This is a genomic window from Rossellomorea pakistanensis, assembly GCF_016908495.1.
Taxonomy (GTDB): Bacteria; Bacillota; Bacilli; order Bacillales; family Bacillaceae_B; genus Rossellomorea; species Rossellomorea pakistanensis.
This window is the reverse complement of record NZ_JAFBDZ010000003.1, coordinates 693307-714466: the sequence shown is the minus strand read 5'-3', so window position 1 is coordinate 714466 and position 21160 is coordinate 693307. Positions and strand designations below refer to the sequence as shown.

Here is a 21160-nt window from a genome sequence, read left to right as displayed (position 1 = left end):
TCTCCTTATGAATGATGTAATGTTTCCTTTTTATTTTCAATTAAATCGATCAATCCCATTAATTCACTAATTGAATCAATCACATAATGGGCTCCAGCTTCCAGAAGTTCTAGTCGAGCAGCCTTCATTTTCTCTTTAAGGACACTATCTTCTAACTGGGTCACCTCTTCTTCTGATAAGCCAAGAGTACTACTCCCAAGGACTACGCCAACCGTCCACATTCCTGCATTTCGTCCTTCCTTCATATCTGTCGTGGTGTCTCCGATTTTCATCATGCGGTTCATCGGATAAATTCCCAACTCCATAGCATTGTAATAACACATCCAAGGAAACGGTCTGCCCTGCTTAACATCATCAGCAGTTGCAAGGAAATCCGGTGAATAGCCATTTTCTTTTGCATGCTTTTTAACAATGTCCATCATTTCTCGTGTATAACCTGTTGTCGATCCTATCTTGATATTTCGTTCCCTTAATTGTTTAACAACATTTAATACTCCAGGAATCGGTGTCGTATAATCTGCTAAACTAGCAAATAATGTTTTTTCAAAGTTGCTATACATAGCTTGAATATCTTGTTCTTCAGGTTCATTTCCATGAACGGTGATCCATTCCTTCCGTACTCTTGGCATTTTGGTAATCGCACGGATATGATCGATCTTTAATAAACCCATTGGTTCACGTGCTTCCTTAAAAGTGATCGAAACTCCTTTTTCTTCAAATACCTTCAAAAAAACATGCAGTGGAGCAAAACACCCGTAATCAACCGTTGTTCCTGCCCAATCGAAAATAACTCCTTCAATTTTGTTCATAGCAAATTCCACCTTTCTTATCCTTTTGTTGATTTCCACTTTTCGTTTCGTTTGGTCAACCCTTTTACAGCCCATTCATACAGTACTCTCACTACGATATTCGTTATGACAATGAGAACACTCATACTTGCTGCTGATGCAAGATTACCTGCGTCATCCATGTTTACAATCGAAATTGCGGCTAGTTTAAAATCTGCCGTATAAAGAAAAACTACAGCTGAGATCGTAACCATCGAATTTACAAAATAAAACATCGCCATCTCTAAAATGGCTGGCAAACACATTGGAACTGTCACTCTAAAAAATGTCTTATAAAATGGAACTCCCATCGATTCTGAAGCTAGTTCGAACTCTTTATCTAATTTTTTCAATGAAGTCGTAGCTGTGACAAAGGCTACTGAATAGAAATGTAAAATGTTTGCAACTACAATGATGGCTATGGTTCCGTACAAGAAATGAAACGGATTTGAGATCGTCAGTCCAAATATACTAACTTCTGGTTTGCTAAAGAAAAACACATAACTGATACCAATTACTAAACCAGGAATGGCTAAAGGAATAATCGATAATAGATAGCCGATTTTCCTTACGCCATAATGTTTGCGGATTTTTTCAATAGAATAAGCAAATAAAAAGGTTAGGATCGTTCCTATAACCGCAGTTAAGCTTGAGGCAATTAAACTATTTTTATACGCTGATAATCCATCTCCCGTCATACTTGAAAACATGAAATGTTCCCATGTGAAACTTAAGTTGTAGGGCCATACCTTTACACTTGCTGCTACAATCACTGCCATAAAAATCATTAATACAATGAGTGTGAGTACAGAACAGTAAAGGAAGGCAAATGCATCTCTTAAACGATTAGTAGTCAATTTGTATGGAATTGATTTTGCTGACACATATGAAGCCTGTTTCTTCTGAGTGATTTGATCTACGACAAAGGCTAAGAGAGCTGGAAGCATTAGAATAACCCCTACTGTAGCCCCCATTGACAGATTTTGTTGGCCTACCACTTGTTGGTATATATCCGTTGCCAATACATTATACTGGCCGCCTACAACCTTAGGAGCTCCATAGTCCGTAAAGCTAAGTGTAAAAACAATAAACATAGAGCTAATAACACCATATTTTGCACTAGGAAGAGTAATAGAAAGTAATTGCTTTATTTTACTAGTTCCTAAAGTATCAGCAGCCTCATACAGCCGGTAGTCTGTATGCTGTAATGTGATATATAAGATTAGAAAGGCTTGAGGAAACGTATAGATGGTCTCTGCAATAATAATACCAATTGGACCATACAAATCGATTTCCCATCCAGGAATGGCTCCAAAAAACCCTTTCGTAATAAGGCCTTGATTTCCAAATAAATACATCAAGGCAATCCCATGCATCATTGTAGGTGCAAAAAGTGGTAGCAGTCCAACATATCTGAATAATGTTTTTCCTGCGATTTTCGTCCTCGTTAAGCAATAGGCATAGATAAATGCTAGTCCAACAGAAATGACCATTGTCATCGTTGAAATGAATACTGTATTTTGCAAGGAAGAGACTAATGAAGAGGTTGCAAAATACTCTACAAAATTTTGGATTCCTACAAATTCTCCCGCTTTATTATATAAAGTTTGTGAAAACAAAAACCCTAAAGGAATTACTAGGCTAACTAAAAAGGAGAGAATGATAAACAGGATCATGAGAGATTGTAACCGCTCATTCCTTCCACTTTTTTGTTTTACTTTTTTTGCCGTAATCTCAAAGGAGGGAAAGAAACGACGAACCAATTCCATTTATACTACCACCTGTTCTTTATAGGTTAATACTTGATTTTCGGGAAGGTTTATGTTGATTAAATCTCCCTTTTTTAATTGATGATTGTCAATCATCTGAGCGGATAAATCCACTTTTACGATTTCGTCTTTTAATGGTGAATCGGCCTCTCTTACCATTAATTTCAAACGATAGAATGCACCGCGAAACTCAATGTGTTCAACTTCAGAAAGCAAGCCTCCTTCTTTACTGATTTCAATATGTTCTGGTCGAATGGCAAAGGTTTGAGATTTTCCCCTTTCCGTATTCCACATATTAATGGATCCGATGAAATCAGCTACAAATGGTGATTTCGGTTGATCATAAATTTCTTCTGGAGTACCCACTTGTATGACCTCTGCATTATTCATAACGATAATTTTGTCGGCCATTGTTAGAGCTTCTTCCTGATCATGGGTGACCATTATCGTTGTGATTCCCAACGTTTCTTGAATCGAACGGATTTCGTAACGAAGCTTTTCTCTTACTTTTGCATCTAAGGCAGACAAAGGTTCATCCAGTAATAAGAACTTTGGTGAAAGCGCGACTGCCCTTGCCAACGCCACCCGTTGCTGCTGTCCGCCAGATAACTGTCCTGGGTATTTATTTTTGATTTCCACTAAATCAACTAGCTTTAAAGCTTCTAAGACTCTTTCATTTCTCTCTTTACTACGAACCTTGCGATTTTTCAATCCATATTCAATGTTCTGGTAAGCTGTTAAATTCGGAAATAATGCATAGGACTGAAACACGATTCCGAAATCCCTTTGTGAAGGTGGCAATGAAGTTAAATCCTTCCCTTCTAAAAGAATGGAACCATTATTAGGTTCTTCTAAGCCTGCAATTATTCTAAGTAAGGTTGTTTTCCCACATCCACTCGGACCTAGTAAACAGACAAACTCATTTTTATTAATATCAAAATTAATTTGATTCAGCGCGTTAAAATGGCCAAAATTTTTACTTATATTTTGAATCGATAGGAATGGTTGAGACAATGACTTTCATCCTCTCTAATAATTTCATATAATCATCGCTAACAGGGGAGTAGGGGGCTCCCCCATTAACCGTAGAACACTATTCTTTAGGCTCTGCTTTTGTTCCAAATTTAGACTCCCATTCCTTAAGAATGTCATCCCGGTTCTCAGCTGCCCAATTCAAATCATTTTCTTTATACATTTTTTCTTCTACACCTTTTGGAAATTCTTTTGGCCTAGCAAAATCGTTCTCCATTGTTGAAAATCCATTTGCATCATAATATTTTTTCATTACATCATCAGTAATAGCCCAATCAAGAAAAGCTTTTGCTAATTTTTCTTTTTCATTTCCTTCTTTTTTAATCAATGCATTTGCTTCAACATCCCACCCGAGACCTTCTTCAGGAAGGATGACCTCTACTGGTGCTCCTTCTTGCTTTTGTTGCACACCGCTATAGACTAAGGAAATACCAATTGGATACTCACCAGCAGCTGCTAATTTTGCTGGTTTTGAACCAGAATGAGTATATGTTGCAACATTGTCATGTAAATCTTCCATGTAGCTCCAGCCTTTTTCCTCTCCCATCATTTGTAGCCATGCGGAAGTCGTTAAAAACCCAGTGCCAGAAGATGCAGGATGCGGCATAACAATCATGTCTTTATACTCTGGCTTTAATAAATCCTTATATGTTTTTGGAATTGGAAGATTGTTCTTTTTTAATTCTGTTTTATTCACTACGATTCCCGTCATAAAAGCCGTATTACCTGTCCATTTCGTAGGTTCTTTGGAATCTTTATACAAATCTTGTATTCTTTCACTACCTTTAGGAGTATATTCTGCCAGCATGTCTTTTTCATCAAGTGCTAATAGACTTGAAGCCGCTAACCCCCATACAACATCAGCATTGGTATTTTCACCCTCAGATAATAATTTAGCTGTGATGATCCCTGTGGAATCACGAACAATATTCAGCTCTATTTCTGGATATTGTTCTTCAAAGGACTTTAAGTATTCTGGAATTAGTTCCTCTTCAATTGCCGTGTAAACGGTTAGTTCTCCAGATAATGAATGGTCACCTTCAGATGAACTTCCATTTGAAGATTCTTGACCACATGCAGATAATAAAATAACTGACATTACCAGCATCATCCATTTTTTGATATGTTTTTTCATTTTACACACTCCCTTATTGTTTTTTGTGGTTTTGTTTTTAATTTGTTTGTTTTAACAATTCAAATCATAAATCATATTTATGAAGTACAAATTAAAACAATATTAAGATGTTGTAAATTCGTTGTTTTCTTGTGGTTTTTGTCGAATATCAAAAAAGGTGACCCAAGAATGCATGAAGCCACCTATCATTGATAAATAGAAGTAGTCCTTAAGACTTTCTATATAAAAACGTAAGTTGACGTTCAAAACACTTTTTATTGGGTCACCTTTATCAGTTAGACTCTCTTTTAAATCCAACTATTTTATTGGATCATATATCGTGCATTCTATCCGACTATTTTCTATTTTTTCGTATCGTTCAATTGTCCATTCATTTAAGTTTCTTTCCAGATTATTATTTCTAGTCCATTGATGCAACGACTCATAAGCTAATTGTATTCTTTGTGGAGTGCCATCATAGTCTAAAGCAGCATATCGTCCTTGCTTCATTACAATATGATCCATGCCGACTGGGATATTTTCGAAGGATTCAACTTCTATACACTTCCAATAGCCATCCTCTTCCGGTAATGCTTCCACTTTAAAGATACCATATATAATGTTTGAACTCACCACATGATTGATATCTTTAATTTGTTGAGTCAGCCTTTCTAATGCTAGCGGGATTTCTTGCTGATAGCCTTCAAGTGTTTCACATACCACCCTGAATCCTACTAACTTTTTATCCTTTAACGTGATGATTTTCATAGCATTTTCTCCTTTATAGCAGTGCTAATATTTTTAGAAAAAACGGTTTTCAGTTATCAGTTCTTGGCAAGGACATCATTCTCCTTCTTTTTAGTAATGGCTATTTTCTAACGGATTGTTGTTTTTTAAGAACATAAATCTTTGTGAAAAGGTTGGTCTTCGCTGCAGGTGAGACTCCTGCAGGAGAAGCGTGATAGGTGAGACCTAAAGCAAGAGCAAGACGACGAGGAGGCTCACCGTCCGCCATGCGGAAAACGAGCATCCTCCCGTTCCAACCAACTAACTCTTTTTCAAATAAGAACAATGTTTACGAAATCAGCCTTAGAAAAATAAGAAAGCGATTTCCCGCTTAAGAGAAATCACTTTCTATTATCTATTGGTTATCATCCTTATTCGCCTTGTCTGACCCTTTCTTGATTCTGTTAATGGGAGAGCGATTTGAAAGTCGGTTCCAATTCCTTCCTCACTTTCCACGTTTATTGAGCCGTGGTGATCTTTTAATATCCGTAAGCAAACCGTAAGCCCTAAGCCAGTACCTTTATCTTTTGTTGTATAAAATGGTTCACCTAATTTCTTTAGCGTCATTTTATTCATTCCTACTCCATCATCCCTGAAAGAAAGCTCGGCAAAGCCGTTTTTGGTTTTAGCTGATATGTAGATGTTACCTCCATGCGGCATCGCCTCTATGGCATTTTTTATAAGATTAATAAATACTTGTTTTAGTTGGTTTTCGTCACAGCGAATATGTATTTGTTCGTCTTGAAATTGTTTATGTATGGCGACATTATATAGAATGGCATTCGTTTCAAGAAGTGTTACAACTTGATGCAATATTTCTATCACATTTTTTTCTTTAAAGGTGATGGCTTGTGGCTTTGCTAATATCAGTAATTCACTTAAAACGAGTTCAATTCTTTTTATCTCAGAAAATATAATATCTAAATACTGATGATTCTCTTTCTGGTCTTTTTTAATGAGTTGTAAAAAGCCATTGATGGCTGTTAATGGGTTTCTGACTTCATGGGCAATCCCAGCTGCTAGCTGACCAGCAATCGAGAGCTTTTGAGATTGAACCGCTAGATTTTCATTCATTTCAATCAACTCTTCTTTTGCATAGATCCGTTCAGTGACGTCAGATATGGTTCCAATAGTGCCTTCGAGCTCACCGTATTGATCATAGTAGAATTTCATTTGGACTTCTCCCCAAAAACGTCCACCTTGTTTTTTTCTGTATGCAAATTCAAATCGGGCATGCTCGGCTTTATCTCTAATTGCCTTTCTAACCTTTTTGATAATATCATGGCGATCTTCAAGTGGAAGAAAATGAAGTCCGTTCATATAAAGACTTTCCTTCAGTGTATATCCGGTAAATTTTTCCCATGCGGGATTTAAATATAAAAAGTATCCTTTTGAATCTGAATGAAAGACTACATCCCCTATGTTTTCTAATACCATTCTCATCTCATCAGAAAGTTTCTTATATCGTTCTTCACTTTCTTTTAAATTCGCTAAATTAATTAGATTCTGGTCATAATACCCACCAACCCAAGCCCCAACTAGTAAAATTAAAATCGTATAGATAATGTCAACAGTCCAATTAATCGGATTGTTTAGTACAGTATAGAAAATAAAATTCCAAACCGTAATAAAAATAATGACTATACTTATCCCAATAAACCTTCCCTGATAGCGTTTCATCCTGTCACCCTTTTAATATGATGTCGATTCTTTGAAAAGTTTTTCGAAAGTTCTGTAATATTATCTAAATTTAGTATAACATGTCGAAATAAAATTGGAATATGCGGTTATAGATTTTTTACAACAGCAATTGCTTGTCACCACTTAAATGCTTGTCTATAATGAATAGCGAAGAAATAGCTTCCTTTGAGGTGAGAACATGTTAGAAGGCTGGTTTTTATACTTTATTCTATTTTGGGTTTTTATTCTTATCTTTTCCTTTGCCATCGGTGGATTTTTTATGTTTAGAAAATTCCTGAAAAGAATGCCTAAAGAAGATGGAAAATCTGTTCTAGATTGGGAAGAACATTACGTCAATGAAACAATACACCTTTGGGGGAGTCCAGAAAAAGCAATGTTAAATGAACTCGTCACCCCTGTACCTGAACTCTTCCGCGATGTTGCCAAACAAAAAATCGCAGGGAAGATTGGGGAATTGGCCCTTGAAGAAAAAGCAAGCAGCATCACGACAGATTTAATTATTCGTGGCTATATCCTTGCAACACCTAAAAGAGATCATAAATTCCTAAGGAAGAAACTTGATGAAATGAAAATAGAAGTCGCTCCATACGAGCACCTCTTCTAAAAAGTTTATTCACTTTGTACCATGCTCTGAAAGGGTGAACATGTTATGGGCGCTGTATTGGTCATACCACTTATTCTTTATACGATTTTTGTAGTTGCTGCCATTTTTTTATATAAAAAAATGAAATCCAAAAAAAATCAATAAAAAAAGCCTGGACCTTTTTATTTGCAAGGCTCCAGGCTTTTTTTATTCAAACCTTGATAAATACCTAAAATCAAGTCTTGTTACTTGTGGCAGCAAGTAGGCCGACTCCGTCGCTTCAGATTTTCTCAGTGAGTTTAATGCTTCAATCATTTCAGCTGCCGTCCCAACTCCTATTCCGTGTCCATAGAACAAATCATTCCCAAGATAAACACAGTTCTCTCCCATCCAAATGGGTTTTTCATAATCAGGATTGTAAAAGTAAACAACATCTCCTGGGAAAAGATCCACTTTCTTAATGCTATACATTCCTAAATCCTTATCGTAGTTGTGAGCCCATACAATCATCTGTGAAAACAGATAATTAAAATAATGCTCCTGTATTGATTCAAGCACAGCTTTATAATAAATAATGACAATGCTTGTAACACATTCGAATATATATTGATCACTATTAATAAAAACGTCACGAATTCCATCAGACGGCTTTTTTCCTTTTTTTAATTGATACCCTACTTCAGTCTTCTCCCAGTACTCTTTATTAAATGTTGAATTTTCAAATCCTGAAAAATTGACTTTGCTTTCATTCAGTTGAAAAGCCGCTTTTACTATATTTTCACGTAATTGAAGTTCAAACAACATCTCCCTCTGTGTAAAATAATGGTACGTAACATGGCTTTCCTTTAGAGATTGGTATATAGACTGTTGTAGAGGTGAAATGGTTTTACTACTAGGCTTCATGACTCCATATGGAATTTGTATCATTCACATCACCTTCTTCATTATCTACAATAGCCTATGTAGGAAGGGATGGATTGTTTATTGAATGAGAAAAAGTAAAATGGAAACACCTTATTTTGTGTAATAAAATTCAACTATATATCTTCTAGATTATTACTCTCTTATATTTTAAAATATTGAATAGAACATACATTAGATAATAGGTTGGATAGTTCTTAAGATTCTGATGAAGAGCCCTTTATATCATTTAACAAATAACCAGCACCCTTTTACCATGTTATCGAGGATCATTGGTAATTTGAGAAATATAATTTTTATAAAAATCCATCATAGTGGAGTGATTTATTTTGCCTAAAGTACTTTTGCATTTAGAGGGTCTAGTCTTTTTTATTACCGCTGTCTATTTCTATTCTTTAAATGGGGGGAGTTGGTGGTTATTTATCTTTTTGATTCTTACCCCTGATATTGGAATGCTAGGTTATTTATTCAATAGAAAAATTGGAGCGGTGGTATATAACCTATTTCATACCTTTTCTGTTTCGGTTTTATTCCTACTTATTGGATTTCTAGTTGATTCACAAACTTTACTCTCCTTAGGCTTAATCTGGATTGCACATATTAGCATCGATCGCTTTATCGGATATGGTCTTAAATATGACGCATCGTTTAAGGATACTCATATACAACGAGTTTAATAATTTGAATCATGAAAAAATAAGGGTCTGTCTTCTGCCTAAACCTAAGCTATAAGTGTCAGACCCTTTTATATTAGTCATTCAGAATACTAAAAATGATATTTCTGTTCAATCCTATTGGAAATGAGTTCATATCCTTTTCTATTAGGATGAAGTGAATCGTAAAAATACTCTTTTTTGTCTTTTCCTTTAAATACATCATTCATAGGAATATAGACAATTCTCGAATTTTTTATAGCCATCTTTTTTATTGACTGATTCCAATTGTCAATATATTGCTCAATTTTTTCCCCTTGAGGATAGGGATTATAAAGACCTAATAGAAGGATGGGTGCATCATAGTTTGAGCTTTCCAGATTATCAATGATAGCTTCTAAATTTTCGAGGTACTCTTTTTTTGATTTCATTATTTTATTGTGATAAATAGGAGCTAAATCACCGCCATTACTGTTTATGAGGTCATTTGTACCGATAAAAAGGATAAAATAGTCTGCTTCATTTAACTCTTCGCTTAGAGACGGTTTTATCAATTGTTGCATGACCTGTGAAGATTCTTGTCCTATTATTCCATAGTTTTGAATATCATAAATTCGATTTCTATATTTATGATTTAATTTTTCCTCCAGCTTTCCAGTATATCCCTCATGAGAAGCATCTCCATAGCCGTATGTTAAAGAATCACCTAGAGCAATAACCTCTTTCACCTTCTTACTCCCAAGTGACTCATCACCAACCATTAAATAAAAGAAGACCCCCATCAACAATACAATACCACCAAAAACACTTTTCCTAATCAAAAAACACCCCTCCAAAACAACACAGCATCACCTCATTAACACATTACAGTACCACCGCTTCACCGCACCCAGGGACGGTCCTCCACTAGATTAACGCGTTAATAATTTCGAGAACCGTCCCCATGTGGATTAACGCTTTAGTGCGTTCGAGAACCGTCCCCAAGTCGATTAACGCTTTAGTGTGTTCAAGAACCGTCCCCATGTCGATTAACGCTTTAGTGCGTTCTAGAACCGTCCCTGTCGTTTTTTTCTTTCCCTTTTTGGTTTTTTGTAATCATGCAATAAAAGGAAAAGCAGAGGTTCTCCCTTTATCCTTGGGTAAACCTCTGCTTAGTTTAGTGTTGTGTTGGGGGTGATTGGACCTTTAAGTTTAGCTTCTAGCTTTCGATATTGAAGGTACATTGCAATTCTCCAAGGTACAATCATACCAAACGCTAAGATCCAGAACATTCCGCTAAGGGCTCCAATATCAATTGAACTACTCAAGATTAACTTTGCAGCAATCCGAATCAGAAGAAGTCCTATTAGAATAAAAGCAAATGCTTTTGATCGTTTTAAATAAATATCATTATCACGAATTTCAAAACGGGAAGTTTTAATAAGTAGAATAGAAAAAATCATTCCCACAATCAATGCTTCTAATAATTCCCAAATGGTTACCCTGAACATGGGTACAAAAAACATCAATGCCCCAGAACTCATAAAAATAGGTGGCAAAATGATCTTTTTAGCAGAAACAGGCTTCTTTTGGGCTTTCATTCGGATAAATAGAACCAGAAATCCCATACCAATCGCAATAATGGATGAAGCAATCGCCATAGACATAGATATCATCCTTTTGTTATTCTTGTCGCCCTATATTATAGCTTATTTTTGATAAAAACTAAAATAGTTGTTTAGATATAATAAAGTAAAAACGATTCCCTACAATTATTTTTATAAAATCCCCAAAAAAACAGAATTTCCATCATATGAAAGTCTGTTTCACACTAGCATAATGCTCGATTGATTGCTTCAACAACACACCCTACATCAAAGGGTTTAATGAGGTAATCTTTTGCTCCTGCCTCAATAGCATCAACCACCATTTTTTGCTGGCCCATAGCTGTGCACATGATAATCTTAGCATTAGAATCAGTACTCAAGATTTTTTTCACTGCTTCTATTCCATTCATTTCGGGCATCGTAATATCCATTGTGACGATATCTGGTCTTAGCTCCTCGTATTTTTCAATAGCTTGAAGTCCATTTTCAGCTTCCCCCACTACACAATGTTCACTAGACTCTAGCATTTTTATCAATGTCTTTCTCATAAACTTTGTATCGTCCACAATTAATACAGTTGCCAAAGACGCTCCTCCTCAATCACGCAATGGATAAAAAACAATTATATAAACGTCAATATATACCAATTAAATCGTTAAACAACTATAAATATATCATTACAATGATTGACAATTCAATCTATTACATGCCTTTATTCCTATATGGAATTTAGAAGCCTTGGAATCCACCGAATAATTTACTAAAGAAAATATAAAGGATTTCCATCCAATTAAAAAATAGCATTACACCAACAATAATCATAAGGAAACCACCGGCTTTTACAATTTTCACATTATGTTTGCGAATCCAGCTCATTTTCCCAACAAAAAATGAAAGGATGAAAAATGGAATAGAGAATCCTAGACAGTAAGCTATCATATAAAAAACTCCTGAACTTGGATTCGTTCCAGCTAATGCAAAAACAGCACCTAATATTGGACCCGTACAGGGTGTCCAGCCTGCTGCAAAAGCAAGCCCGATTAAAAAAGTTCCAAAATAACCAGAAGGACGATTCTTAAATTCAAGTTTTCTTTCTTTCATTAGAAAGTCAGGAGTAAAGATTCCAACTACAATAAGTCCAAAAATCACGATAAAAATGGCTCCAAATTGACGAATCCAATCCTGGTATTGCAAGAATAATTTTCCTAAAATAAAGGATCCTCCGAAGCCAAGCGCAATAAATATAACCGAAAAGCCTAAAAGGAAGAACAATGTATGTAACAAACTACGTTTTTGCAACATGGCATTTTCATTTTTCAAATCACTTACTGACATACCCGTTATATATGAAAGAAACGCAGGAAATAAAGGTAGCACACATGGCGATATAAAACTAAGAAAACCTGCTCCAAACGCTAAAAATAGATTTACATCCATACTGACAACTCCTACAAAAATTTATAACCTCTATCTATTCTATCAGACATACTTACTGTTCATGCCTATACTAGTTGTGAAGATTTTGTGGAAATTTAATGGTGACCAGCACATATTATTGTCACAAAATCTCTATTTTTTCAAATTCTTGTTAATTTCTTTTGAAAATGCATGCCCATTTCGGTATACTATTAGAAAGCAAATACAATTATTTCTAGAAATGTTTCGGTTAGTTTATAGAATTATTTTGTTATCATCTTATTCATGTACCAAGAACATAATGTTATTTGACTCGAAATACAAGATGAAAGGACATACAGCCGTGTCAAAACAAGAGCTTTTAGATAAAATCGAAAATAAACGCGCTCAACTGATTGATATCGTTGCTGCAAATGGATTAAATTCCCCACTCGCGATTCAATACAGTCAAGAACTAGATAACCTCTTAAATCATTATAATCAGCGATTTATAAAAAAAACCAGTAGCTCTCAATATTCCCATGCTTAAACAAGAAACCACTTAGATAGAATCCTAAGTGGTTTTTAGATTTAATTCTATTTTACTTGATCATCGCCCTTGAATATAAAGAACAAAAGAATTCGCTTTTGTCTTTTCAACTCACAACATCCTCGATTCCTTCCACTAAACCATTCTGGAGTAAATACATTTTATGATAGAGTCCTTTGTGTATTAGAAGTTCCTGATGCGTCCCTCTTTCAACGATTTCTCCTTGATGAAGCACCAAGATTAAATCAGCATCCTGAATGGTAGACAAACGATGGGCGATGGCAATCGTCGTTCTTCCTTTTCTCATTTTCGCCAATGCTTCCTGAATGGCTTCTTCTGTTTCAGTATCAATATTTGCAGTTGCTTCATCTAATACGAGAATCTTCGGGTTTGTTGCGATGGTTCTCGCAAAAGCAATTAACTGACGCTGCCCACTTGAAAAAGTGGATCCTCTTTCTACAACAGGATGCTCATATCCTTCAGGAAGCTTATCAATAAATGTATGGGCTTGAACAAATTTTGCCGCTTTTATCACTTCTTCATCGGACATATCTTTCGCATAAAGTCTTATATTATCAGCTATATTACCATAGAACAAAAAGGGATCTTGAAGCACGAGACCTGTTTTGTCACGTAGCTCCTCTATTGGGTAATCTTTAATTGAATGACCATCGATCTTGATATTTCCCTGTTCAAATTCATAAAATCTCATAAGCAGGTTTATAATTGAACTTTTTCCACTTCCTGTATGACCGACCAGCGCAACGGTTTCTCCAGGTTTCGCTGTGAAAGTAATATTCTTTAACACCTCTTTTTTTCCATCATAGGAGAAAGTAACATTATCAAACTCAATTTCTCCATCAAGAATACCTTTATTAGCGCGATTAAATTGTTCAGGAGACGCTTCTGTTTCATCTAAAACATTAAACACTCGTGAACCGGCTACGATTGCCTGCTGAAACATTGATAGTCTCATCATCATCTGATTCACCGGTTCAAAAAAACGGTCTAAATAACTAATAAAAGCATATAACACCCCTATTTCAACATGGTTAGTAAAGGATGTGATTCCGAAAAAGCTTAACACCATGATGAGTGCCGCGACATACACCAAATCGATTGCAGGTCTAAGTAGTAATCCGTCCAGTTTCAGGTTTTTCATTCCTGCATTAAAATGCCTATCATTAATATCAGCAAACTCTTTTTTTAGTCTTTTTTCTTGACGAAACACTTGAATAATCGGCATCCCCTGAAGAGATTCACTCAACTTTGCATTTAACTGACTCAGTCTCTCTCTAAGATCATGATAATAAATGGAACTGTACTTGCGATACGTTCTCATGATTAAAAATAAGATTGGTAAAATAAATAAACAGAAAGAGGCTAACTTTACATTTAACGTAAACATTGCAATAAAAATGCCTATGAGTAAAAATCCACTTTGAATAAAGCTAACCAACACACTAACAAACATATCTTTTATTGCTTCTGTATCATTTGTGACTCTTGAGACAATACCGCCAGCAGGTGTTTGATCAAAATATCTCATTCCAAGTGACTGAACCTTTGAAAATACATCAACTCTTAATTGTTGAATAATTTTTAAAGCAATTTCTTGAAATTTTAATAGTTGAAAATAGGATATTACTACATTTGCTATTTGTATTCCTATAAATGCTGCGGCTAAACCGACGATTGGTTGATAAGGAAATTCTCTTGGAGTTAAGTAATCGTCAATGAATATCTTCACTAAGATAGGTCCAAGAACATCTCCTATCGTTGTCAGCAATAGAAGTGTAAACGCTAAAATGATCGTTTTCTTATGTGGAATTGTATATTTTAATAAGCGAGTAAGTACGGTTCGCTGGTGTTTACCTGACATCACCGTTTTATCCATTTGAAGTACCTCCATGCTCCACCAATTCTTCTAATTGCTGCCTTAAAAACATTTCACGATACCAGCCATCCTGACACATTAATTCTTCATGTGTTCCTCTTTCTACAATCTGCCCTTCATCTAGTACAATAATAAGATTTGCGTGTTGAATGGCACTTAGACGATGTGCTGTAATAATCGTCGTTTTACCCGTTCGATTTTCTTTCAATGCATTTAAAATCGATTCTTCTGTCTTAGCATCAACGGCAGATAAGGAATCATCCAAAATGAGGACTTCTGGTTCCATCAATAGAGCTCTAGCGATAGAAATCCTTTGCTTTTGGCCACCAGATAATGAAACTCCTCTTTCTCCAACAACTGTTTCATAACCATTTGTGAACTCTAAAATATCACTGTGAATATGAGCAAGCTTTGCTGCTTGCTCCATATCTTCACTTTTAACAAGTGGATTAGCAAATCCAATATTTTCAGCAATCGTAGCTGAAAATAAAAAATGATCTTGTGGAACATATCCCATTGCTTCCCGTAGCCTCTCCATCTTATACTCTTTTATAGAATAACCACCAAAGGATACTTCCCCTTCATACCCTTTAAACTCCCTAAGGAATACTTTTAGTAACGATGTTTTTCCTGCTCCCGTCTTCCCTACAATCCCTAGAGTATCCCCCTTTTCTAGAGTAAAATGAATATCCTTAAGTACAGGCTTTACCTCATTGGGATAAGTAAAGTGATCGATATTAAACACGATATCACCTATAGGCATAGAATCTAATGGATTTTTATCATCTTTAATCTCTACCGTCTCTGAAAGTAAGTTAGAAACACGGTCATAGGAAGCTCGGCCGCGTTCGACAATGTTAAATAACCATCCAAACGCAAGCATAGGCCAAATCAATAATCCTAAGTATGTGGTGAAAGAAACTAGCTCACCGATGGTTAATTCTCCGCTAATTACATACCGTGCACCAAAAGCTATAGACAAAAAGAAAGAGATCCCAACAATAATTGAAATCGTCGGATCAAATAATGAGTCCACCTTTGCAACCGCAATGTTTTTTTGTACTACATCTTCAGATTGTTTTCGATAATCCTCTATATCGTCTTTTTCTTGTCCAAACGTCTTTGTCACCTTTATTCCAGATATACTTTCTTGAGTTTTATCATTCAAAGAAGAAAAAGCCTCTTGCGCCTTATGGAACCTTTTATGCAATAAAGTTCCATAATAGTTTGTTAAAATTGCCATTACCGGCATCGGGATTAGAGCAATTAGAGTAAGCTTCCAACTGATCGTTGTAGCCATTGCGATAATGACAAACCCGCCTGTAGCCAGTGAATCAACAAAGGTTAATACACCTTGACCTGCTGTCATTTGAATGGCCTGAAGATCATTCGTTGCATGCGCCATCAAGTCTCCAACTCTACGTTTTTGATAAAAGGATGGAGACATTTTTGTAAAATGATGATACAAACGATTTCGTAGTAACCGTGAAAGCTTGACTGCCGAGCCAAATATCATGACTCTCCAATAAAATCTAAGAACATACATACTCACAGCTGTAGCAAGTAGGATTCCGACCCACTTTCCGAGACCGGTCGTTGTTAATTCATTTTCTTTAATACTATCAACAACAATTCCAACTACTTTAGGAGGTACGAGTTGAAGGAGTGCGACAAATAATAAGATTAAAATTCCAACTATGTATTTCTTCCTTTCCTGTTTAAAAAACCACATCAAATCAAGAAAAACTCTCATGATGTTATCCTCCGTCATATTCATTTTCCAACAATTTATTTTACCAAATTTTTAAAAATTAGAAAATAAATATTTTTCAATAAAAAAGAGGCGGTCCTTTAACCGGAAGTCAGAACCACATTATTCGACCATATATAGCACAACATTATATTTGGTCAAACTTTGAGGTTCCTGCCCCCTTAGGACCAGCCCCTTTTATCCATCATTGAAATTCATCATGGATATGAACGATAGGATCTTCGGATGGTTCTTTAATGATGGTAGCTTTCATTCCTTCTGGTGAATTTACATACATATAGACCGGTGTATGCGGGAAATAGTCAGAAACTGCTGGTGTAAAAGCTTGGACAAAAGCGACTATTTCAGGATATTTCACCATATTTGTTGACACATTGATGACCATTTTCTCTAGCTCATTATCAACGTATAATCCTTGACTTACTAGTTTAATATCTGTTGTTGTAAAATATTCATTAACATATTCCTCGATATCAAGAAGTCGGTCAGAAATATCCTTATCCTTTTCTTTCCCATCGTCAGAAGGAAATAAATAGTACTTTCGATTTAAATCTTCCCATTTTTTTACCGACTTTTGATTATCATCTACAAATGCATACGTAAAGTAATTACCTGGAGTAACACTATTTTTCTCCCCTAATTCAAATAAGGAAATAAGGATAGGAACATTTTTCAAATTCGCTTTTTTTCTTATTCTATTAATAATTTCTTCAGCGATTTTTTTACCTTCTGTCTCCATTTTCTTTTGGGAAATGTCTACCTCCCCAAAGTGAGTTAAGCCTTGTTCGTCTTGTACGGTAATATAGTCAACTGAATTTAATCCCAATCCAATGGATATTCCCTTTATTTTTCCATCTTTATCTACATAATTTTGCTCCTGTATATGGGCAAGGTAAACTGGACTTTTCTTCTGGGCTTCCATTTTCTCTTCCCAATTCATATCATCACTGATCTTAACAGCAGGGTTCAGTCCCTCTTTATGAGTAGATTTTCTGTACACCCAATTAGATAAATCTTTTAGTTGTTGGCCTTCTTGGTAATTCAATTTATCTGCAGGAAAATATTCTTGGGATAGAGTCATTAACCCTGTTTCCATGCCGTTCATATCTATTCGGTTATAAAGTCGTTGTGTAATCATCCCTCGATTCTCACTAAATTGCTTCGGGTTCACTTTATATTGTAAATAATCTCTACCTTCTGCCCCAGCTGTTTTTTCAGTACCTATTTCTTGGCTTTTCTCAGTTTCTGATTCTTCAGGAGAGTTGGAGAGACCACATCCTGAAACCAAAAGCATGAAAGAGACGAGAAGCCCAATAGTCTTCTTCATTCGTTCGTTCTCCCTCCAAATAATTATGTATTACTTTTTGAAAACACTAGTACCTATTCTATCATTGATTCTTGAATGAAGTGAACTAATTACATAAGATTTTATTGAAAAGATGTAAAAAGAGCTGTTTATTGAGGGAAATCCCTCCAACAGCTCTTTAACTATTATTTCATATTTTTGTTCATTGCGTTCATCATTTGATTGATTTTCTTTTGAGACGGTTTCTGTCCCATTTGCATCATCATCATTCTTAACATTTGTTCATTGATTGGTGGATTTTTCTTCAAATAGCTCATCATATATTTACGAGCAATGAAAAATCCTAGTGCGACACCAGCGATTAAAGCTAGGACACCGACTAGAATAAATTGCCAAGTCATAACTATATTTCCTCCTTCATGTTGTCCTTATAAAAGTGTACTAAACCATGAAACATTATACAATATTTTAAAGTGAAAATCTCTATTTATACGTATTTTCTTTCCTTAATTGGCTTTAGCCACCCAAAACGTTCATGTTCTAATTCAATTGCAAGGAGACGCCCGTCCACTTTTCGAAGAATTTCAAAGAATAGCGATTCTACTTCTTCTAATCCCCAAGCTTCAATGTTAATATAATCCTTTTGTATCGTCATTTTTACCCCTCCAGCACCATCTGGAAGTTCAATCATGTAGGATTCGTCTACTTTCATAATATCTTCCCTTTTTTGAACCTCTTGTCCTACATACCGTTGTATAGGAAGGTACGGAATTGGTTTCGTAATAAATTCTACTTGTTTTTCTAGTATTTCTTTCAACCATCCACTAGAAGATTCTCTTTGTAAGAACAGGTTAAAAAAGAGTCGTTCACGACCATAAAAAAAAGAAGCAAATTCTTTTTTAATCCAATAAATTTGATAGGAGCGCACCATTTTCATTCCTCTCCTTGTCCTTTTTATTATTATATAGGACTTAAGGAGCTTGAATTGTTGAAATATGTTGAAAATCAACACTAGTTTTGTCGAAAACCCTATAGAATAAACATGACAACGAAACAATTTTCATAATATGACCTTATGAACACTTCAAAATTAGTACCTGGTATATATGGAGCCAAATTCAATTAAAACTTTATAGAAGTACTCTTATAACCGGCAGAATAATTTCTAATCTTTAATGAATTTACCGAATATATACTAGAAAAATAATCGAGTTTAATTAAAAACTGCTAGCCAAATGGCCAGCAGTTTTTAATAATCTATTTTTGTAAAAGAGCTTTTACTCTTGATACGACATTATTAACAGAGAAGCCGTATTCATCTAATACCTTATCTCCAGGAGCAGATGCCCCGAATGTGTTAATAGCAAGGATATCTCCTTCGTCTCCTACATAACGGTCCCATCCTAAAGAGGAAGCCATTTCAATTCCTAGGCGCTTCTTAACTGCCTTTGGAATAACCGATTCTTTATATTCGGCAGATTGCTTCTCAAAACGATCCCATGATGGCATACTAACAACAGAGACAGAAATCCCTTCTTTTTCAAGTGCTAGCTGGGCTTCTACAGCAAGACTTACTTCAGATCCTGAAGCAAGGAGTAAAGCATCAGGCTGGTCTTTCCCTGACGCAGCAACGACATAAGCTCCTTTTTCAACACCATTCTGTGCCTTTACATCTGTTCCTTTTAATGTAGGAAGATTCTGTCTTGTTAAGACTAGTGCTGTTGGTTGATCCTTGGAAGTAAGGGCCGTTCTCCACGCTGCAGCTACCTCATTTCCATCTGCTGGACGAATGACAGATAGGTTCGGCATTGCTCTAAGAGACGGTAATTGTTCAATTGGCTCATGTGTTGGACCATCCTCTCCAACAGCGATACTATCGTGTGTAAATACATATGTTACAGGTAGTCCCATTAGTGCAGCAAGACGGATTGCTGGACGTAAGTAATCACTAAATACGAAGAATGTTCCTCCAAATACATTTAATCCTCCGTGTAGAGCCATTCCATTCATGGCCGCTCCCATACCAAACTCACGTACACCGAACCATATATTTCTTCCATTATATGATTCAGGAGTGAAATCACTTTCTCCTTTTATCATTGTTTTGTTTGATCCCGCTAAATCTGCAGAACCTCCAATGAAGGTTGGAAGATTTTGAGCGATGGCATTAAGAACGTCACCAGAAGAAGCTCTACTTGCTAGACTTTTACCTTCTTCATAAACTGGGATATCTTTATCCCAACCTTCCGGAAATTCGCCTGCCATAGCTTCTTCAAATTGATGCGCTAATTCAGGGAATTCCACTTTGTACTCTGCAAATAGTTCTTTCCATTTCTGTTCTTTCATTTCACCAGCATCTATGATTTGTTCCTTAAAACGTGCTTGAACTTCTGTTGGAACATGGAAGTCTTGTTCAAATGTCCATTCGTAGTGTTCCTTTGTTAATTTCATTTCATCTTGACCAAGTGGAGCACCGTGTACATCTGATTTTCCTGACTTATTAGGAGCACCATAGCCAATAACTGTCTTAACTTCAATCATTGTTGGACGCTCAGTATCAGTTTTTGCCTCTTCAATCGCTTGTGCAATTGAATCAAGGTCATTTCCATCTTCTACCCGGATATATTGCCATCCATAGGATTTAAATCTGCCTTCAATACTTTCAGAGAAAGATTTATCCAAATCTCCATCAAGTGAAATATCATTCGAATCATAGAGAACAACAAGACGACCCAATTTTAAATGTGCAGCAAGTGAAGCTGCCTCCGATGAAACGCCTTCCATTAAATCCCCATCACCGCAAATAGTGTATGTATGATGATCTACAATCTCATATTGACCTTTATTATAAACTGCTGCTAGATGTCTTTCTGCCATAGCCATACCAACTGCCATCGCAATTCCTTGTCCTAGTGGACCAGTTGTAGCTTCAACACCAGAAGTATGACCATATTCAGGATGACCAGGTGTTTTACTACCCCATTGTCGGAAGTTCTTTAAATCTTCCATTGTTACATCATATCCAGAAAGATGTAATAAACTGTATAAAAGCATAGACCCATGCCCAGCCGAAAGCACAAAACGATCTCGATTAAACCAATCCGGGTTTTGAGGATTGTGATTCATGAATCGGCTCCATAATGTATAAGCCATTGGAGCAGCACCCATTGGCATTCCAGGATGACCTGAATTAGCCTTTTCGATGGCATCAATTGATAGTGTACGAATCGTATTGATTGCTAATTGATCTGTTTTATCAAACATAGTAT

The 21160-nt window shown here is 35.8% G+C and carries 21 protein-coding genes; 3 read left to right on the top strand and 18 right to left on the bottom strand.

The window, feature by feature from the left end; genetic code table 11:
• Positions 1-5: 5 nt before the first annotated feature.
• The 7 genes from phnX to JOC86_RS17335 all read right to left on the bottom strand — a co-directional run bounded on the left by phnX (position 6) and on the right by JOC86_RS17335 (position 7208).
• Positions 6-809: a phosphonoacetaldehyde hydrolase gene (gene phnX / locus JOC86_RS17365; protein WP_205174160.1), complete on the bottom strand. Its 804-nt coding sequence runs from the start codon at positions 807-809 to the stop codon at positions 6-8.
• Positions 810-826: 17 nt separating this feature from the next.
• Positions 827-2596 carry a putative 2-aminoethylphosphonate ABC transporter permease subunit gene (locus JOC86_RS17360; RefSeq protein ID WP_205174159.1) on the bottom strand — a complete coding sequence of 590 codons (1770 nt, stop codon included), beginning with the start codon at positions 2594-2596 and terminating at the stop codon, positions 827-829.
• Positions 2597-3610 carry an ATP-binding cassette domain-containing protein gene (locus tag JOC86_RS17355; protein WP_205174158.1) on the bottom strand — a complete coding sequence of 338 codons (1014 nt, stop codon included), beginning with the start codon at positions 3608-3610 and terminating at the stop codon, positions 2597-2599. It lies immediately after the preceding gene.
• Positions 3611-3689: 79 nt separating this feature from the next.
• Positions 3690-4763, bottom strand: a complete 1074-nt coding sequence (locus tag JOC86_RS17350; RefSeq protein WP_205174157.1) for a putative 2-aminoethylphosphonate ABC transporter substrate-binding protein — start codon at positions 4761-4763, stop codon at positions 3690-3692.
• Positions 4764-5060: 297 nt separating this feature from the next.
• Positions 5061-5510, bottom strand: coding sequence for a GyrI-like domain-containing protein (locus JOC86_RS17345; protein WP_205174156.1), 450 nt, complete (start codon positions 5508-5510; stop codon positions 5061-5063).
• Positions 5511-5610: 100 nt separating this feature from the next.
• The gene (locus tag JOC86_RS17340; RefSeq protein WP_205174155.1) at positions 5611-5772 is read right to left on the bottom strand and encodes a hypothetical protein; all 162 of its coding nucleotides are present in this window, start codon (positions 5770-5772) and stop codon (positions 5611-5613) included.
• Between the two features lie 107 nt (positions 5773-5879).
• Positions 5880-7208 (bottom strand): ATP-binding protein, encoded by a 1329-nt coding sequence (locus tag JOC86_RS17335; RefSeq protein WP_205174154.1) that lies wholly within the window; start codon positions 7206-7208, stop codon positions 5880-5882.
• Between the two features lie 199 nt (positions 7209-7407).
• Between JOC86_RS17335 and JOC86_RS17330 the strand changes: the two genes are divergently transcribed.
• On the top strand, positions 7408-7833 hold the full coding sequence (locus tag JOC86_RS17330) for a DUF2621 domain-containing protein (protein WP_205174153.1): 426 nt from the start codon (positions 7408-7410) through the stop codon (positions 7831-7833).
• A gap of 186 nt (positions 7834-8019) precedes the next feature.
• On the opposite strand, the gene JOC86_RS17325 is transcribed toward JOC86_RS17330, so the two are convergent.
• Entirely contained in the window at positions 8020-8739 is a 720-nt protein-coding gene (locus tag JOC86_RS17325) for a protein-glutamine gamma-glutamyltransferase (protein WP_205174152.1), read from the bottom strand.
• 323 nt (positions 8740-9062) lie between these two features.
• Here JOC86_RS17325 and JOC86_RS17320 point away from each other — a divergent pair, with 323 nt between their 5' ends.
• The gene (locus tag JOC86_RS17320) at positions 9063-9410 is read left to right on the top strand and encodes a DUF4260 domain-containing protein (RefSeq protein ID WP_205174151.1); all 348 of its coding nucleotides are present in this window, start codon (positions 9063-9065) and stop codon (positions 9408-9410) included.
• 89 nt (positions 9411-9499) lie between these two features.
• Here JOC86_RS17320 and JOC86_RS17315 read toward each other — a convergent pair whose 3' ends face one another.
• From JOC86_RS17315 to JOC86_RS17300, 4 genes are all read right to left on the bottom strand, one after another.
• The gene (locus tag JOC86_RS17315) at positions 9500-10207 is read right to left on the bottom strand and encodes a DUF459 domain-containing protein (RefSeq protein WP_205174150.1); all 708 of its coding nucleotides are present in this window, start codon (positions 10205-10207) and stop codon (positions 9500-9502) included.
• A gap of 330 nt (positions 10208-10537) precedes the next feature.
• Positions 10538-11026: a CcdC family protein gene (locus tag JOC86_RS17310; RefSeq protein WP_205174273.1), complete on the bottom strand. Its 489-nt coding sequence runs from the start codon at positions 11024-11026 to the stop codon at positions 10538-10540.
• A 170-nt stretch (positions 11027-11196) separates the two neighbouring features.
• The gene (locus tag JOC86_RS17305) at positions 11197-11556 is read right to left on the bottom strand and encodes a response regulator (protein ID WP_205174149.1); all 360 of its coding nucleotides are present in this window, start codon (positions 11554-11556) and stop codon (positions 11197-11199) included.
• Positions 11557-11701: 145 nt separating this feature from the next.
• Positions 11702-12409 (bottom strand): cytochrome c biogenesis CcdA family protein, encoded by a 708-nt coding sequence (locus JOC86_RS17300; RefSeq protein ID WP_205174148.1) that lies wholly within the window; start codon positions 12407-12409, stop codon positions 11702-11704.
• A 304-nt stretch (positions 12410-12713) separates the two neighbouring features.
• Between JOC86_RS17300 and JOC86_RS17295 the strand changes: the two genes are divergently transcribed.
• The gene (locus tag JOC86_RS17295; protein ID WP_239587651.1) at positions 12714-12917 is read left to right on the top strand and encodes a Spo0E family sporulation regulatory protein-aspartic acid phosphatase; all 204 of its coding nucleotides are present in this window, start codon (positions 12714-12716) and stop codon (positions 12915-12917) included.
• A 106-nt stretch (positions 12918-13023) separates the two neighbouring features.
• On the opposite strand, the gene JOC86_RS17290 is transcribed toward JOC86_RS17295, so the two are convergent.
• The 6 genes from JOC86_RS17290 to tkt form a co-directional block, all read right to left on the bottom strand.
• Positions 13024-14814 carry an ABC transporter ATP-binding protein gene (locus tag JOC86_RS17290; protein ID WP_205174147.1) on the bottom strand — a complete coding sequence of 597 codons (1791 nt, stop codon included), beginning with the start codon at positions 14812-14814 and terminating at the stop codon, positions 13024-13026.
• Complete coding sequence (locus JOC86_RS17285) at positions 14807-16567, bottom strand: ABC transporter transmembrane domain-containing protein (RefSeq protein WP_205174146.1); 1761 nt, start codon at positions 16565-16567, stop codon at positions 14807-14809. Before JOC86_RS17285 ends, JOC86_RS17290 begins: the two co-directional genes overlap by 8 nt.
• A gap of 202 nt (positions 16568-16769) precedes the next feature.
• Positions 16770-17912, bottom strand: a complete 1143-nt coding sequence (locus tag JOC86_RS17280) for a CamS family sex pheromone protein (RefSeq protein WP_205174145.1) — start codon at positions 17910-17912, stop codon at positions 16770-16772.
• Between the two features lie 164 nt (positions 17913-18076).
• Positions 18077-18292: a YneF family protein gene (locus JOC86_RS17275; RefSeq protein ID WP_205174144.1), complete on the bottom strand. Its 216-nt coding sequence runs from the start codon at positions 18290-18292 to the stop codon at positions 18077-18079.
• Between the two features lie 86 nt (positions 18293-18378).
• Positions 18379-18822, bottom strand: a complete 444-nt coding sequence (gene sirA, locus JOC86_RS17270) for a sporulation inhibitor of replication protein SirA (RefSeq protein ID WP_205174143.1) — start codon at positions 18820-18822, stop codon at positions 18379-18381.
• Positions 18823-19148: 326 nt separating this feature from the next.
• A complete protein-coding gene (gene tkt, locus JOC86_RS17265) occupies positions 19149-21155 on the bottom strand; it encodes a transketolase (protein ID WP_205174142.1) in 2007 nt (668 codons plus the stop codon).
• Positions 21156-21160 lie beyond the last annotated feature (5 nt).

Bases quoted from the DNA above. Each gene is read 5' to 3' on its own strand.
- JOC86_RS17350 (WP_205174157.1), bottom strand. From the start codon at position 4,763: ATGAAAAAACATATCAAAAAATGGATGATGCTGGTAATGTCAGTTATT.
- JOC86_RS17290 (WP_205174147.1), bottom strand. From the start codon at position 14,814: ATGGATAAAACGGTGATGTCAGGTAAACACCAGCGAACCGTACTTACT.
- JOC86_RS17360 (WP_205174159.1), bottom strand. From the start codon at position 2,596: ATGGAATTGGTTCGTCGTTTCTTTCCCTCCTTTGAGATTACGGCAAAA.
- JOC86_RS17275 (WP_205174144.1), bottom strand. From the start codon at position 18,292: ATGACTTGGCAATTTATTCTAGTCGGTGTCCTAGCTTTAATCGCTGGT.
- JOC86_RS17345 (WP_205174156.1), bottom strand. From the start codon at position 5,510: ATGAAAATCATCACGTTAAAGGATAAAAAGTTAGTAGGATTCAGGGTG.
- JOC86_RS17330 (WP_205174153.1), top strand. From the start codon at position 7,408: ATGTTAGAAGGCTGGTTTTTATACTTTATTCTATTTTGGGTTTTTATT.
- tkt (WP_205174142.1), bottom strand. From the start codon at position 21,155: ATGTTTGATAAAACAGATCAATTAGCAATCAATACGATTCGTACACTA.
- JOC86_RS17325 (WP_205174152.1), bottom strand. From the start codon at position 8,739: ATGATACAAATTCCATATGGAGTCATGAAGCCTAGTAGTAAAACCATT.
- phnX (WP_205174160.1), bottom strand. From the start codon at position 809: ATGAACAAAATTGAAGGAGTTATTTTCGATTGGGCAGGAACAACGGTT.
- sirA (WP_205174143.1), bottom strand. From the start codon at position 18,822: ATGGTGCGCTCCTATCAAATTTATTGGATTAAAAAAGAATTTGCTTCT.
- JOC86_RS17300 (WP_205174148.1), bottom strand. From the start codon at position 12,409: ATGGATGTAAATCTATTTTTAGCGTTTGGAGCAGGTTTTCTTAGTTTT.
- JOC86_RS17280 (WP_205174145.1), bottom strand. From the start codon at position 17,912: ATGAAGAAGACTATTGGGCTTCTCGTCTCTTTCATGCTTTTGGTTTCA.
- JOC86_RS17310 (WP_205174273.1), bottom strand. From the start codon at position 11,026: ATGGCGATTGCTTCATCCATTATTGCGATTGGTATGGGATTTCTGGTT.
- JOC86_RS17335 (WP_205174154.1), bottom strand. From the start codon at position 7,208: ATGAAACGCTATCAGGGAAGGTTTATTGGGATAAGTATAGTCATTATT.
- JOC86_RS17285 (WP_205174146.1), bottom strand. From the start codon at position 16,567: ATGAGAGTTTTTCTTGATTTGATGTGGTTTTTTAAACAGGAAAGGAAG.
- JOC86_RS17340 (WP_205174155.1), bottom strand. From the start codon at position 5,772: ATGCTCGTTTTCCGCATGGCGGACGGTGAGCCTCCTCGTCGTCTTGCT.
- JOC86_RS17295 (WP_239587651.1), top strand. From the start codon at position 12,714: ATGAAAGGACATACAGCCGTGTCAAAACAAGAGCTTTTAGATAAAATC.